This window comes from Ancylomarina sp. 16SWW S1-10-2 (genome assembly GCF_009669305.1).
Lineage (GTDB): Bacteria > Bacteroidota > Bacteroidia > Bacteroidales > Marinifilaceae > Ancylomarina.
This window is the reverse complement of sequence record NZ_SADB01000001.1, coordinates 97,279-113,351: the sequence shown is the minus strand read 5'-3', so window position 1 is coordinate 113,351 and position 16,073 is coordinate 97,279. Positions and strand designations below refer to the sequence as shown.

General features: G+C 33.1%; 10 protein-coding genes. 9 read left to right on the top strand and 1 reads right to left on the bottom strand.

The features are described from left to right. Window positions 1-35 precede the first annotated feature (35 nt). The 6 genes from EMN46_RS00480 to murI all read left to right on the top strand — a co-directional run bounded on the left by EMN46_RS00480 (window position 36) and on the right by murI (window position 6,191). Complete coding sequence (locus tag EMN46_RS00480; RefSeq protein ID WP_154198715.1) at window positions 36-698, top strand: DUF6089 family protein; 663 nt, start codon at window positions 36-38, stop codon at window positions 696-698. Between the two features lie 5 nt (window positions 699-703). After that, entirely contained in the window at window positions 704-1,447 is a 744-nt protein-coding gene (locus EMN46_RS00475) for an isoprenyl transferase (RefSeq protein WP_368667473.1), read from the top strand. A 22-nt stretch (window positions 1,448-1,469) separates the two neighbouring features. Continuing rightward, window positions 1,470-3,992: an outer membrane protein assembly factor BamA gene (gene bamA, locus EMN46_RS00470; RefSeq protein ID WP_154198714.1), complete on the top strand. Its 2,523-nt coding sequence runs from the start codon at window positions 1,470-1,472 to the stop codon at window positions 3,990-3,992. Window positions 3,993-4,122: 130 nt separating this feature from the next. After that, entirely contained in the window at window positions 4,123-4,656 is a 534-nt protein-coding gene (locus tag EMN46_RS00465; RefSeq protein ID WP_154198713.1) for an OmpH family outer membrane protein, read from the top strand. A gap of 64 nt (window positions 4,657-4,720) precedes the next feature. Continuing rightward, complete coding sequence (locus EMN46_RS00460; protein WP_154198712.1) at window positions 4,721-5,236, top strand: OmpH family outer membrane protein; 516 nt, start codon at window positions 4,721-4,723, stop codon at window positions 5,234-5,236. Between the two features lie 124 nt (window positions 5,237-5,360). Further along, window positions 5,361-6,191 carry a glutamate racemase gene (gene murI, locus EMN46_RS00455; protein ID WP_229130227.1) on the top strand — a complete coding sequence of 277 codons (831 nt, stop codon included), beginning with the start codon at window positions 5,361-5,363 and terminating at the stop codon, window positions 6,189-6,191. A gap of 75 nt (window positions 6,192-6,266) precedes the next feature. Here the strand turns inward: murI and EMN46_RS00450 are convergent, their stop codons facing one another. Further along, window positions 6,267-6,779, bottom strand: coding sequence for a gamma carbonic anhydrase family protein (locus tag EMN46_RS00450; protein ID WP_154198710.1), 513 nt, complete (start codon window positions 6,777-6,779; stop codon window positions 6,267-6,269). Between the two features lie 440 nt (window positions 6,780-7,219). Between EMN46_RS00450 and EMN46_RS00445 the strand changes: the two genes are divergently transcribed. From EMN46_RS00445 to EMN46_RS00435, 3 genes are all read left to right on the top strand, one after another. Continuing rightward, a complete protein-coding gene (locus EMN46_RS00445) occupies window positions 7,220-10,387 on the top strand; it encodes a TonB-dependent receptor (protein WP_154198709.1) in 3,168 nt (1,055 codons plus the stop codon). An 18-nt stretch (window positions 10,388-10,405) separates the two neighbouring features. Beyond that, a complete protein-coding gene (locus tag EMN46_RS00440) occupies window positions 10,406-11,998 on the top strand; it encodes a RagB/SusD family nutrient uptake outer membrane protein (protein WP_154198708.1) in 1,593 nt (530 codons plus the stop codon). A 902-nt stretch (window positions 11,999-12,900) separates the two neighbouring features. Further along, window positions 12,901-16,056 carry a TonB-dependent receptor gene (locus EMN46_RS00435; RefSeq protein WP_154198707.1) on the top strand — a complete coding sequence of 1,052 codons (3,156 nt, stop codon included), beginning with the start codon at window positions 12,901-12,903 and terminating at the stop codon, window positions 16,054-16,056. Window positions 16,057-16,073: the final 17 nt, after the last annotated feature.

Genomic DNA, 16,073 nt, shown 5'->3' with positions numbered 1-16,073 from the left:
GATAAGAAGAATTAAGTTACATAAATGAGTTTTTCATGTATAAATTTATTTTAGGGATATTATTCATTTTTGTTGGTCATTCAATATATGCTCAAAACTCATCAGATGTAGGAGTTATTGTAGGAGCTAGCTATTACTTGGGAGATATTAATCCTGAAAAGCAGTTCTATTCAAGTTCTCCGACAGTAGGTTTATTGTATCGTTATAATATGGGACCACGATATGCTTTGAGAACGAGTTTTAGTTTTGGAGATTTAAAAGGGAATGATTTAGATTTTGATAACAAATATCAACAATCTAGAGCAGCATCTTTTAAAACAACTTTGGTTGATGTTTCGGTACAATTGGAATTTAATTTTCAACCATTTTTATTGCCACTGTCAAGTAGGACAAAAAGGTTTTCGCCCTACGTAACAAGTGGTTTGTCGTATGTTTCATCCAGTAGTACGACTTCATCTTTTGCTATTCCAATGGGGATAGGATGTAAATACTTAATTGGTAAACGATGGACAGCTGCGGTTGAATGGTCGTTTAAAAAGAGTTTTACAGATGATTTAGATGGGTTAGAAGATCCAAATAAATTAAATATTGCAAATAAGTTCCATAATAATGATTGGATATCATTTTTAGGTGTAAGCTTAACATTGCAATTATTTAATGATCTGCAATGTCATGCATATGATAGAATTGTAAAATAATATAAGTGATTATAGATACGATTATAAAAGATAGGTTGCCAAAGCATATCGCTATTATCATGGATGGTAATGGACGATGGGCAAAGGAGCGAGGTGAGCATCGAATTGTAGGTCATCAGAATGGGGTAGAAGCCGTTCGTCAAACAGTTGAGGCTGCTGCTGAACTTGGTATATCTTATTTAACACTCTATGCATTCTCAATGGAGAATTGGAATCGTCCTAAAGACGAGGTTTTAAGTTTAATGTCATTACTTGTTGATGCCATCGAACATGAAACGCCAACTCTCATGAAGAATAATGTGAGCTTAAAGGCAATTGGAGATTTAAGTAATTTACCCGAAGAGGTTAAGTTAAAATTAAATGGTACAATTGAAAAAACTGGAGTTAATACAGGTTTAACTTTGGTATTGGCATTAAGCTATAGTGCACGATGGGAAATTGTTGATGCAGTTAAGCAAATTGCACTTAAAGCAAAAACCGGAGAAATTTCAGTTGAAGATATTGATTCGTCTTTGTTTGAAAATCATCTTACAACAAAGGGAATACCTGATCCTGAATTAGTCATTCGAACAAGTGGTGAATATCGAATAAGTAATTTTTTGTTGTGGCAAATTGCCTATTCTGAATTCTATTTCGCAAAATTGTTTTGGCCTGACTTTAATAAAGATGAGCTTTGTAAAGCAATTTTAGATTATCAAAATAGAGAAAGACGTTTTGGTAAAATTAGTGAGCAAGTAAATAATAAGTAAGAATTAACTATTCAATTAGATAATGATTAAGCGATTAACTTTCCTCTTTTCTCTTCTTATAAGTTTAAGCACTTTTGCACAAGAAGCTGATACTATTTATAATCCAACAGTGAACTATGCTTCACCTAAGAAATTCGAAATTGGTGGTGTCACTATTTCTGGAATTAAACATCTCGAAAGCGATGTTTTGAAGCGTATTGCTGGTTTAAAAGATGGTGCTAAAATTGATATTCCTGGTGATAAAATTACTAAAGGAATTCAGAATCTTTATAAGCAAGGTTTATTTTCTGATATTGCAGTTACAGCAACTAAACTTATCGGTAATAAAATATACTTGAATATTTATCTTCAAGAACGACCTCGTTTATCTAGTGTAAACTACAGTGGCTTATCTAAAAGTGAAACAACTAAGCTTAAAGAAAAGCTGAAGTTAATGAAAGGTATTCAGGTAACTGATTTCTTAATTAATAATGCTGAAATTGTAGTAAAAGATTACTTTAAAGAAAAGGGTTTTTATAACACTAATGTGCGTATTGTTCAACGTGATGCTACTGATGAGGAAAATAGTGTCGTGTTAGATATTATTGTAGATAGAAGTAATAAAATAAAAATACGTCATATTTTTGTTGAAGGTAATCATGCTTTTACGACAAAGAAAATAAAGAAATTTATAAAGAATTCGAAAGAAAAGAAATTTAAGAATTTTTTAAAGTCGTCTAAATATATTGAAGAAAAGTGGGAAGAAGATAAGCTAACACTGATTGATAAGTTTAACGAAAAAGGATTTCGTGATGCTTTAATTATTTCAGATAGTGTTGTTGATGTTGATGATGATAGAGTAGATATATATTTGAAATATAAAGAGGGAAATCGTTATTATTTTAATGATGTGACTTGGGTAGGTAATACGGTGTATAATTCATTTATGCTCGATCAGTATTTGAAACTTAAGAAAGGTGATACATATAATAAAGCATTATTGGATGAAAGAATATCTACTGATGACGATGCTGTAAGTAATCTTTATTTAGATCATGGTTATTTATTTTTCAATGTAAATCCTGTTGAGACAGTTGTTGGAACAGATTCGATCAATATTGAAATGCGTATTGTTGAAGGAAAACAAGCTTATATTGATAGGGTAAATATACTAGGTAACACCAAAACAAATGAGCACGTAGCCAGAAGAGAGCTTTATACTTATCCTGGTGAACTATTTAGTAAAAAAGATATTATTCGTTCAGTACGTGAATTGGCTCAGTTGGGTCATTTCGATCCCGAAGCTATCAATCCAGATATTAAGCCTAGACCAGAAAGTGGGAAAGTTGATATTAATTATGAATTAGTAGAAAAAGCGAACGACCAAATAGAGCTTTCAGGGGGTTGGGGTGCTGGTATGATTATTGGTACAGTAGGTTTGAAGTTCTCAAACTTTTCTATTAGAAATATTTTTGATAAAGAAGCATGGAGTCCTCTTCCAACAGGAGATGGTCAAACATTGAGTATTAAAGCTCAAACCAATGGTTCTTATTATAGTTCTTATAGTATTTCGTTTGTAGAGCCTTGGTTGGGTGGTAAAAAACCCACATCATTAAGTACTTCATTTTATTATTCTAAACAATCAGGATATAGTAGTTCTTATAGTCAATACAATAGTAGTTCATCTAACTCAGGCCAATACCAAGAGGTTATGGGTATGAGTGTTGGTTTAGCTAGACGATTGAAGTGGCCAGATGATTATTTTTCACTGTATAATGAGGTTAGTTACCAGAATTATCATCTTAAGGATTGGCAGTATTACCTAATTCATGATGGTACATCGAATAACTTTAGTTTTACAACAACCTTATCGAGAAGTTCAATTGATAATCCTTTGTATACAAGAAGAGGTTCTTCTTTTTCTTTAAGTATGAAGATAACTCCTCCTTATTCTTTATTTGATGATATAGATTATTCTAGACTAACAACTAGCGATAAGGATAACCAAGATAGATATAAATGGATTGAATATCATAAGTGGGTATTTAAAGGGAAAATGTTTTCTCCAATCTTGAATTCAACAGATAAATTAGTTTTATATACAGGTGCTGAGTTTGGATATTTGGGACATTATAACAGCGATAAGAGATCACCTTTTGAGGGTTTTGAAGTTGGTGGTGATGGTATGTCAGGATATTCAATGTATGGTAGCGATAATATTGGTGTTCGTGGTTATGGAAATGGTTCATTAACTCCAGTATCTGCAAGTGGACAACGTTTGGGTGGTAATATTTACTCTAAGTTTACAGCCGAAATTCGTTATCCATTATCTCTAAGCCAATCGGCAACAATCTATGCATTGGCATTTGCTGAGGCTGGTAATGCGTGGTATGAGTTCGAAGACTTTCAGCCATTTAATGTGAAACGTTCTGCAGGTGTTGGTATGAGAATTTTCTTGCCAATGTTTGGTTTGTTGGGTATTGATTGGGCTTATGGATTTGATGATGCTACAACTGCAGGTGAAAATGGAAGTCAGTTCCACTTCGTAATTGGTCAACAATTTTAGAGTTTTATGCTTATAAATTGCAAAGTTTCTTATTTCTTTTAAATATTTAATTAGTAAATTTGATACTTTCAAAACTAGATGTAAGCTTTATTAGCTTCTATTCACAACATCACTTTAATCAATAAAATTTATGATGAAGTATTTAGTCTGTGTTTTAAGTTTTTTTCTGTTTAGTCTTTCAAGTTTAAGTGCTCAACAACAGAGATATGGATTTGTAGATACATCTTATATTCTTGATCATGTTTCTGATTATAAATCTGCACAGGATCAGTTGAATGAGTATTCTGCAAAATGGCAAGCTGAAATTGAAAGTATTTATTTAGAAATTGAAAATTTGCACGCCAAGTTGCGTAAGGATCAAGTGTTTTTATCTCCTGAGTTGAGATCTAAGAAAGAAAAAGAAATACTTGAAAAAGAAACTTTGGCCCAAAAATTGCAAGTTAAGTATTTTGGACAAGATGGTGAGCTTTATAAAAAGAGACAAGATCTAGTGCGTCCAATACAAGATGATATCTATGATGCCATAAAAGAAATTGCAAAGGCTGGTAATTATGGAATGATTATTGATAAAGCTAATGGACCAACTATCATCTACAGTAATAATAAGTTTGACCTTAGTGATAAGGTTCTTTATAAATTAGGAATACGAGTAAATAAACATTAAAATTATGGATGTGGTTTTTTCTAATTGGAGCTAAATCACTTTCTATCTAAAAAAAAGAAACCAAATGAAAAGAATTTTAAAAGTTACTTTATTAGCCGTAGTGCTTTTGACTAGCGCAAATACGTTTGCTCAGACTCTTAAATTAGGTCATATTGACTCTTCTAAACTTTTAGCTATTATGCCTGAAAGAGATGCTGCTCAAAAGCAAATAGAAACTCAAGCTAAAGAATTTGAAAATCAGATGAAAGATATGCAAGCTGAATATCAAAAATTATATCAAGCTTACATCGGAGAAAGAGAAACTTTATCTGAGGCTCTTCGTGCTGATAAAGAAAAAGAGATTATGGACAAGCAAACACGTATGCAACAATACGATCAATTTGCTCAAACTGCGATTACAAATTCTAAGACAGATTTATTAAAACCAATTTTTGATAGAGCTTCTAAGGCTATTAAAGAAGTTGGAGAAGAAAATGGTTTTACATATGTTTTAGATCTTAGTACGGGTGTTGTATTGTTTAATTCATCGACTAGTATTGATATTATGCCTCTTGTAAAAGCAAAATTAGGTATTCAGTAGATCTATTGACCTAAGTAGATAAAATATTAAAAGGTAGACTTAGTGATAAGTCTACCTTTTTTCGTATTATTAATTGGGGATAATAACAAGTATTTTGGATTTGATGAATGATAAATTAACCGATATGACTAAAATTAAATATCCAATTGGTGTTTTCGATTCTGGATATGGTGGACTAACTGTTTTAGATGAACTCATAAAGTTAATGCCTGAGTATGATTTTATTTATTTGGGAGACAATGCAAGAGCACCTTATGGTACGCGTTCTTTTGATGTCATTTATCAATACACCCTTCAAGCAGTCGAAAAATTATTCTCGATGGGTTGTAAATTGGTTATTTTAGCTTGTAATACCGCATCTGCAAAAGCATTGAGAACTATTCAGCAAAAAGATTTACCTCGTATAGCGCCCAATAGACGTGTTTTAGGTGTTATTAGACCAAGTGTTGAACAGTTGGGTTTATTAAGTCAATCGAAGCATGTGGGGGTGTTAGGTACTCCAGGTACGATACGATCTGAATCCTATTTAATGGAACTTGCTAAATTGTATCCTGATTTTATAGTTAGTCAGGAAGCTTGTCCTACTTGGGTAACCTTAGTAGAAAATAGGGAATATGACAATGTTGGTGGGCGATATTTTATAAAGAAGCATATCGATGCTATTTTATCTAAGGATGAGAAAATTGATACCCTTATTTTAGCCTGTACACATTATCCCATTTTAAAAGATGAAATAGGTGATTTTTTGCCCGATCATATTCAACTTATTTCGCAAGGACAGATAGTTGCCAATAGTTTGAAGGTTTATTTAAACAGACATCCTGAAATTGATCAAGTCTGTTCCAAAAATGGAGAACTTAAGTTCTACACCACTGAATCGATTTCTGATTTTGAAGAAAAAGCGAGTGTATTTTTACAACGAGATTTAAAAGCACAACATATAATCTTAAGTTGAGATTATATGTTGTGTTTTCCGATGTCAGTTTTCGGTTTTATAATAACTGAAAACTGACATCAGATAACTAAAATTCTATTCATACCAGCTAGCATACATGGCGTATGAGTTAGCAATTCTATAAATTTCTCCCTCGAGTAATTCTGGGCTTAACTCCTTAATTTTTTTTGCAGGAGCACCAGCGTAAACACTTCCCGATTCTATATGTGTATTTTTAGTGACAACTGCACCTGCAGCAACTATTGCATTAGATTCTATAACCACATTATCTAATACAACTGCACCCATGCCAATTAATACGTTGTCTTTTATTGTGCAGCCGTGTACAACTGCGTTATGAGCAATTGATACGTTATTCCCAATATTAGTTGGATGTTTTTTGTAGGTTGCATGTATGGTTGCATTGTCTTGAATGTTCACGTTGTTTCCTATCTTGATGTAATGTACATCTCCTCGAAGAACCGCTCCGAACCAAATGCTACAACCATCGCCCATTTCAACATCACCAATAACACTTGCGTTAGGAGCCAAAAAACAATTTTCGCCCATTTTGGGTGTTTTCCCTTTAAGATCTATAATATATGCCATTTCAATTTCTATTTGGTTTGAATACAAATTTAAATAAAAAATGGATACTAAATTGATTATTTATCAATTTAGAAATTGAGTTGAAATTATAAATTTTAACATACATTAACTTGTGTTTCTGATGTGTATGTTTTTAGGGTTCACTAAAATATATATTTTTTAAAAATATGATTGTCCATATTTCATTTTATTTTTAATATAAAACATGAATATTGTTAGTACAAATATTTTGATTATTTAAGTTTTTTTCACACTTTTGACAATGCTTATTGGCGATGGTAAATATTTTCTATGTGTGAAAAACATTGAATTTTAACTTTATTACCTATTTAATGAGTAAATTAGTTTGTTGTTGTGATGATTGTCTAAAATAGTTGCAGAAAGGCATGTTATTACAATAATTTATAAATAAATGTTAAATAACCACTAACTAAAAATTTATGAAAAAAAGTCTATTTTCGATGTTAGTCCTATGTGTAATAGGATTACAGAGCGTATTCGCTCAAAGTCGAGAAGTTTCAGGTGTGGTGACATCAGCCGATGATGGCTTGTCTATACCTGGAGTTTCCGTTATTGTGAAAGGTACTACGATTGGTACTTCTACTGATTTTGATGGTAAATACACAATTAGTGTACCTGCTGATGCTAAAACTTTGGTTTTTTCTTTTGTAGGTATGAAAGAAACTGAGGTTGCAATTAGTTCTAGTACAGTTAATTTGGTAATGGAGTCACAATCTATAGGTATGGATGAAGTTATCGTTGTAGCTTTTGGTACTTCTACAAAAGGTTCTTTTACTGGTTCTGCTGCAGTGGTAGATTCTGAAACACTTGAGAAACGTCAGGTTTCTAATGTGTCTCAAGCTTTGTCTGGATCTGTTGCAGGTGTGCAAGTTCTTAGTAGCAATGGTCAGCCAGGTGCTGAGGCGACAGTTCGCGTACGTGGGGTTGGTTCTATTAATGCTGGTGCAAGTCCTTTATATGTAGTAGATGGTATTCCTTTCGATGGTGATTTGTCTTCTATCAGTTCTTCTGATATTGAATCGATGACTGTGTTGAAAGATGCTGCTTCTACAGCACTTTATGGTGCTCGTGGAGCCAATGGTATTATCATGATTACAACTAAAAAAGCTAAGGCTGGTAAAACAAGAGTTAATTTTGACATGAAAGTCGGAGTAAATTCTCGTTCTGTTGAAAATTATGATGTGCTAACAAGTGGTGAGGAATATTTAGAGAAAACATATTCAGCAATATACAATGCTGGTATCTATAATTTAGATAAGACACCAGAAGAAGCACATGCTTATGCTAATGAAAAGATTTCAACTAAAACTGAAGGTGGTACAGGTTACCAAGTTTACACTCTTCCTGACGGTGAAGGTTTGATGGGAACTGATGGTAAACTGAATCCTAATGCAACTTTAGGTTATAGCGATGGCGATTATTATTATACACCAGACGATTGGGAAGATGAAATGTTCGAAAATCAAACAAGACAAGATTACAATTTGTCTATTTCAGGTGGTAACGATAAAAGTACTTACTACATATCTTTAGGTTATCTTGATGACCAAGGTCTTGTTGATGGATCAGGTTTCGAGAGATTTTCTGGACGTTTAAAGGGTGATCACCAAGTTAAAGATTGGTTGAAAGTTGGAGCAAATGTAAGTATTAATCAGGTTACAAGTCAGTATCCAGATGAGCAAACAACTACTACTTCTAGTGGTAACGCTTTCTTTATTGCAAATTTCATTGCGCCTATATATCCAATGTATGTACGTGGTGTTGATAAAAATATTCTTACTAATAAAGGTCGTAAGGTTTATGACTACGGAGACGGTCAGAGTACTAATCAAGACCGTTCGTTTATGTCGATTGCCAATCCAGCAGGGGATTTAACTTATAACAAAACTAAGTATAGTATGGATATTGTTAATTCTACATGGTACGCTGAAATTGCTCCAATAGAAGGATTAACAGTGAATCTTCGTTATGGATTAAATGTTGACAATACTCGTTATGGTGATCTAGGTAATGCTTACCAGGGACAAAGTGCTTCTTATGGTGGTACTGCTTCTCAGACTCAAACAAGAACAGTCGGTTTTAATCAGCAATATGTAGCCAACTATCAGTATGCTTTAAATGACGATAGTCAATTTGATATTACTGCAGGTTATGATGGTTATAAATACGAAACTGAGAACGTTTGGTCAAGTGGGCAAAATTTATATAATCCTGAATCGTATTTTGTAGATAATGCTATTGATCAGCTTCAGGGTGGTGGTTCAAAAGACACTTACTCAACGGAAGGTATGTTTACTCGTATCAATTATTCTCTTAAAGATACTTATTTCTTTAATGTAGCTTATCGTCGTGATGCATCATCACGTTTCAGTTCAGATAATCGTTGGGGAGATTTTTGGTCAACTAGTGCTGCATGGATTCTTACTAATGAGTCATTCATGGAATCTACTTCTTGGGTTAATATGTTGAAATTAAAAGCTTCTTATGGTGAGCAAGGTAATGATGCTATAGGTAATTACTATGCATATCTTGACCAGTATACTGTTTCTGGAGCTGAAGGTGTTTTCTCTGATGGTACTTTAGCTTATAAAGGAAATCCAGATATCACATGGGAAACTTCTGTATCATATAATGTAGGTGTTGACTTTGCATTATTAGATAATAAATTAAATGGTTCATTGGAGTATTTCGGACGTAAGTCATCAGATATGTTATACTACAAGCCAGTTTCTGCTAGTTTAGGATATACTTCTATTCCAATGAATATTGGATCAATGACCAATTCTGGTGTTGAGATTGATTTATCGTATACTATTCTAAAAAACAGTGATATTGACTGGACATTTACTGGTAATGCTACATTTATTAAGAATGAAATTAATGAATTGGCTTCTGAATTGAATGGAGAATTAATTGATGGTTCTAGAATATATTCAGAAGGCGAATCGATGTATCGTATGTACCTTGTTGACTATGCTGGTGTAGATGCAGCTACTGGATTGGCTTTATACTGGGCAGAAAATGCAGCAGGCGAACGTTATAAGACTGAAGAGTATTCTATTGCTTCAGGATACAAAGTAGCGACTGATAACCTAATGCCAGTTGTTTATGGTGGTTTTGGTACTTCGATTTCAGCTTATGGTTTTGATGCATCAGTACAGTGTGCTTATCAATTGGGTGGTGAAATTTATGACTCAGGATATGCACGTTTAATGCATGGAGGTGCGGCAAGTGATGCAGGTGGAAATTATCATAAAGATATCAGAAATGCATGGACACCAGAGAACACTGTTACTAATGTTCCTCGTTTAGATGCTAATGATAAATATGCTAACTCTACTTCAACACGATTTATAACAAGTTCAGATTATTTAAGTCTTAATAATTTGACAATTGGTTATACTTTCCCTGAAGAAGTTATTCAAAGACTAAAACTTGAAAAACTTCGTATTTATTTATCTGCGGATAATGTTGCATTGTGGACAAAAAGAAAAGGTTTAGATCCTCGTCAAAGTTATACATCAGCTACAACTGCTCTTTATACACCAATACGAACAATTTCTGGTGGTATTAATTTGTCGTTTTAACAATTTTAAATGATTGATATGAAAAATAAATATATATATGCTTTGTTAGTACCCGTTTTACTAACATTCTTTGGGTGTGAAGATCTTGATACAGCGCCCCAAGGAGAAGATATTACAACGGAACAAAAAGCGGAGGTTGTAGAAAACGATCCTTCAAAAGCTGCAGCAGGGGTTAATGGTATTTTTGCTCAGTTTTCTCAATATGCACCTAATGAGGATGTTTTTGATCGAGTAAATCACTTTGATATTGGTTATCCATCTGTAATGTTATTTTCTGATGCCAATGGTAATGATGTCGTACAAGAGGATAATGGTTATAACTGGATGTCGGGTTCTCTTGAATATTCAGATCGTGATTATACTTCTAGAGAGACTCAGATTATCTGGAATGATATGTACGCAATGATTAGTAATTCCAATAATGTAATTGGTTCTATTGATCCTGCAACAGAAGAGCCTGTGACTCAATTTTATTTAGGTCAAGGTTTGGCTGCACGAGCTTTTAGCTATTGGGTTTTGGCTCAATTGTATCAGTTTAATTATGAAGGAAATGAAACAAAGCCATGTGTTCCAATAATTACTGCTGAAAATGCAGAAGAATCTGCTCTTCTTGGTGGTGCGCCACGTTCTACTGTTGAAGAAGTGTATACTTTAATGTTAAATGATCTTAACTCTGCTATTGCATTGTTGAAATCAGCAGAGGAAAATGGTTCTGTGCGTGAAGATAAACGTTACGTTAGTTTGGCAGTTGCTTATGGTTTGCGTGCACGTGTAAATTTAACTATGCACAAGTATGCTGAAGCTGCAGCAGATGCATCAAGTGCAATTGATGCCAGTGATGCTACTCCAGCGAGTATTGATGAAGTAAGTGATCCTTACTTCTCGAATTTAACAGAACATAACTGGATGTGGGGTATTTTTGTTGCTGAAACGGATGATGTTGTTTCCTCTGGTATTGTCAACTGGATTTCTCATATGGGTTCTTTTAATTATGGGTATTGTTGGTATAGTGGTGGAAGACAGATTAATAAGAAGCTTTATAATAGTATTGCAAGTACTGATATTCGTAAAGGATGGTGGGTTAATGCTGATACGATTTCAGCTAACTTAACTGATGCCGAAAATGCATTCATGAAAGATTATGGATACAGAGCTTATACTCAAGTGAAATTTGCACCTTATAAGAATGAGATTGAAACTTCTACAAATGCAAATGATATTCCTTTGATGAGAATTGAAGAAATGTATTTGATCAAAGCAGAGGGTGAAGCTATGAGCGGTGCTGATGGTAAATCTACACTTGAGAGCTTTGTTAAAGCGTTTAGAGATCCTGATTTTGTATGTGAAGGTGATGTTCAGGAAGAAGTATTCCGCCAACGTAGAATTGAATTATGGGGCGAAGGTATGAACTGGTTCGATATTATGCGTCTAAACAAAGGGGTTGACCGTCGAGGTGGTGGATATCCAAATGCTACCATGGTATTTAATATACCTGCTGGAGAGAATATTTTATTATGGAGAATACCTGAAGCTGAAATTCAGGCTAACCCTGTAATGAATGAAAGTGATAATAATCCTGCAGCAGCAGTACCAAAACCAGTTGCTGAATAAATTTATTATTGATTCAGGTTTTATTTTAAATTATACGAAATTTAGTATAGTTTGAATATTTGAATTACCTGTATTTTATATTAAGGCCCTGAAGTTAACTTCAGGGCCTTTTTTTATACATTGTCTTGTCCTGATAAGTTTATAATGGCTAAGGAAGTTGGTGGTTTTCAGGTGAAAATATAATAAGAGTGTTGCTTTAATGGATTCTCACATTTTTTACTCTCTCATGTTTCTGCTATAATTATTCTTCTTTCGAAAGAAACGTTTACCTTTTTGAGTGATGTTCACTATTGGATATTTTGTTTGATAATCTACAAGATTAGAATAATCTAAAATACGAGCAGAAAGAACTTAGTTTAATTTGCTTTTTTTATCGGAAATGTAAGATGTGTGATTTAATAGGAGATTCTATTCCTTCAAAAGTTGAACTTTTATCGTTCTATGTACTTATTTTTAAAAATATAACAATATCATAAAATATGTATTTGTTTTATATATCACTTTAATATTTGCATATAATGATGTATTTACAATTACTATATGTATGCTTTATGAGTGGTTTTATCTATTTCACAAGCAAAATTATAAATCGGTTGTATTCTGTTCAGTTTTTATTGTTAGTTAAGTTATAATGCCCCTATGCTGTGGTATTGTAGAGTTTATTTGAATTTTAGATGTTTATAAGTTTTTTTTTTGATTATTTAAGTTTTTTTCACACTTTTACAATACTTATTAAGTTAAAAATGAATATGTGATGTATTAGGTGTAATGTATTATATGTTTTTCTTTACATAATGAGTAAATTAGTTTATTGTTGCGATTATCATCTTAAATAGTTGATGTAAGATTTATTTTTGCAATAATAAGTCAATAAATATTAAATAAACACTAACTAAAAATTTATGAAAAAAAAACTATTTTCGATGTTAATCCTGTGTGTCATAGGATTACAGAGTGTTTTTGCTCAAAATCGAGAAGTTTCAGGGGTAGTGACATCAGCCGAAGATGGCTTGTCTATACCTGGAGTTTCCGTTATTGTAAAAGGTACTACAATTGGTACTTCTACTAATTTTGATGGAGAATACACAATTAGTGTACCTGTTGATGGGAAAATTCTTTTGTTTTCATTCGTAGGGATGAAACCTATTGAAATGCCTATAAATTCTAGTTCTATCAATGTTGTAATGGAATCTGAGTCTATTGGAGTAGATGAAGTAATGGTTGTAGCCTTTGGTACAGCTAAGAAAGAATCTTTTACGGGTTCTGCAGGTGTTGTTGGAGCTAAAAAACTTGAAGAAAGAACTTTATCTTCAGTAACCCAAGCTTTAGAAGGTTCAACTACTGGTGTACAGGTTTCTGCGGCTTCAGGTCAACCAGGTTCTGCACCAGCAATTCGTATTCGTGGATTCGGATCACTTAATGGTAGTTCTGCACCACTTTATGTTGTTGATGGAGCACAATACGAAGGAAGTATTGCTGATATAAGTCCAGATGATATTCAGTCAATGACTATTTTGAAAGATGCTTCTTCTACAGCGCTTTACGGTTCACGTGCAGCTAACGGTGTGATCTTGATTACTACTAAACGTGGTAAAAAAGCTGATGGAAGAGTTAAGATTAGTTTTAAAGCTGTTGGTGGTGTTGTAACACAGTCAATTCCATATTACGAAACTGTTGGAGCTAAAGACTATTATGAACTTCAGTTTGAATCATATAAAAACTCTTTGGTTTATGGTAAGGGAATGGATCTTGATGCTGCTGCTGCAAAAGCTTCTGCCGAAATTTATTCTAAATTAAAATATAATCCTTTTGATGTTGCTAATGATCAGATTGTTGGAGTTGATGGGAAAATTAATCCAAACGCCAACGTACAGTCTACAGATTTAAATTGGTATGATCCTATGGAGCAAACAGGCTATAGACAAAACTATAATCTTTCAGCTTCAGGTGGAGGCGATAAGCATGATTTCTTTTTCTCGTTAGGATATTTAGATGAGAGTGGTTATGTTAAAAAGTCAAATTTTGAGCGTGTAAATGCTCGTATGAATGTCAATGCAACTCCTAAAAAATGGTTAAAGTTAGGAACTAATTTATCAGTTACTTTATCTAAACAAGGATTAGGATCAACTTCTGATAGCAATACGGGATATTCTAATCCATTTTATTTTGCTCGTTATATGGGACCTATTTATCCTGTATATCAATTAGATCCAGCAACTGGGAGTTATATTCTTGATGCTAATGGAGAGAAGCAATATGATCTTGGTGGAGGATATGACAATGGAATTAATTCCCGTCCATCAGCTGCTAATAATGGTCGTCATATTATTGCTGAGTTAGATTATAACTATAATCAAACTAAAACAAATACGATCTCAAATAGATCATATGCTGAATTTTCTGTTATAGAGGGGCTAAAAGTTTCTACAAACGTAGGTTTAGATATTCAAAACTATACTGATAGAGAATTTGAGAATGCTGTTGTAGGTGATGGTGCACCAACTGGACGTTATAATGAAACTCGTTTTACTAGAACTGTTTTAAACTGGAATCAGTTAATTAACTATAACACTACAATTAATGAAGATCATAATATTGAGGTATTGTTAGGACATGAATCTTTCGATCGTCACTATACTAATATGTATGGTATGAAAACTCAGTTGACTGTAAATGGTATTAATGAGTTCGCTAACTTTGTAACTCCAACTAGTCTTACTGGATATTCTTCAGATAAGAATACTGAGGGGTATTTTGGACGTCTTAAGTATAATTTTAAGAACAAATATTATTTTGAAGGTTCTTATCGTCGTGATGGTTCATCTGTATTTGATGAAGATGTACGTTGGGGTGGATTCTTCTCTGCAGGTGCTACCTGGAGAATGGATCAAGAAGATTTTATTCAGAATATCTCATGGATTGATCAATTGAAGTTAAGAGCATCTTATGGTGAGGTTGGTAATGATAATATGAATGACTACTATGCTAGTCAGGCTTTATATACCTATAATCCTAATGCAGGCGAATCAGGACTTATTTGGTCTACCATTGGTAACCCTTTGTTGACATGGGAGTCTTCAAATAGTTATGATGTTGCTGTTGAATATGCAGTATTAGATAATCGAATTAAAGGTTCATTTGAATATTACAAGAAAATTTCAGAAGACCTTTTGTACTCTCAACCTTTACCAACGAGTTTAGGTTTAAGTTCTCAGCCACGTAATATTGCATCTTTATATAATGAAGGTTTTGAACTTGGTTTAGGTATTGCAATTATTGATAAAGATAATTTATCTTGGGATATCGATATTCAGGCTTCAACAATTAAGAATGAAATTACAGAAATTCCTACTCCATTTATTAATGGTTCAAAAAGATGGGCTAAAGGTCATTCTATTTATGATTATTACTTGTATGATTATGCAGGTGTAGATGTAGCAACAGGTGCGGCTTTATACTATGTATTAGCTGATAATGGTAAAGGAGAGAATGTTCGTACTTATGATGAAAATAATGAAGCGATTACAACTGATAATCAATTAAATTCTGAAAAAGGATATACTGGCGATTCTTCAATTCCAGATGTTTTTGGTTCTGTATCTAATACAGTTTCTTACAAGAACTTCCAATTAGGAGTCATGTTTACTTATTCTATTGGTGGAAAAATTCTTGATTATAACTATGCTTCATTGATGAATGAAGGTGAATATGGTGAAGCATTACACGTTGATGCAAAGAAAGCTTGGAAAAAAGCTGGTGATATTACTAATATTCCACGTTTAGAGAATGGTAATGATCATATTAATCCAACCTCTGACCGATGGTTAACTGACGCGTCATATTTATCTTTAAAAAATGTGAATTTAAGTTATACATTTAAGCAAGCAGCTATCAGTAATTTTGGCATTACTGATTTGAAGGTATTTGTTTCTGGAGAGAATTTATTTATGCTAACTAAGAGAAAGGGTATGAATCCACAGCAAGCATTTTCTGGAACAACAAGTAATGTTTATTTGCCATCTAGAGTTGTTTCTTTTGGGGTGAATGTATCATTCTAATAACTTATTGGTCATTA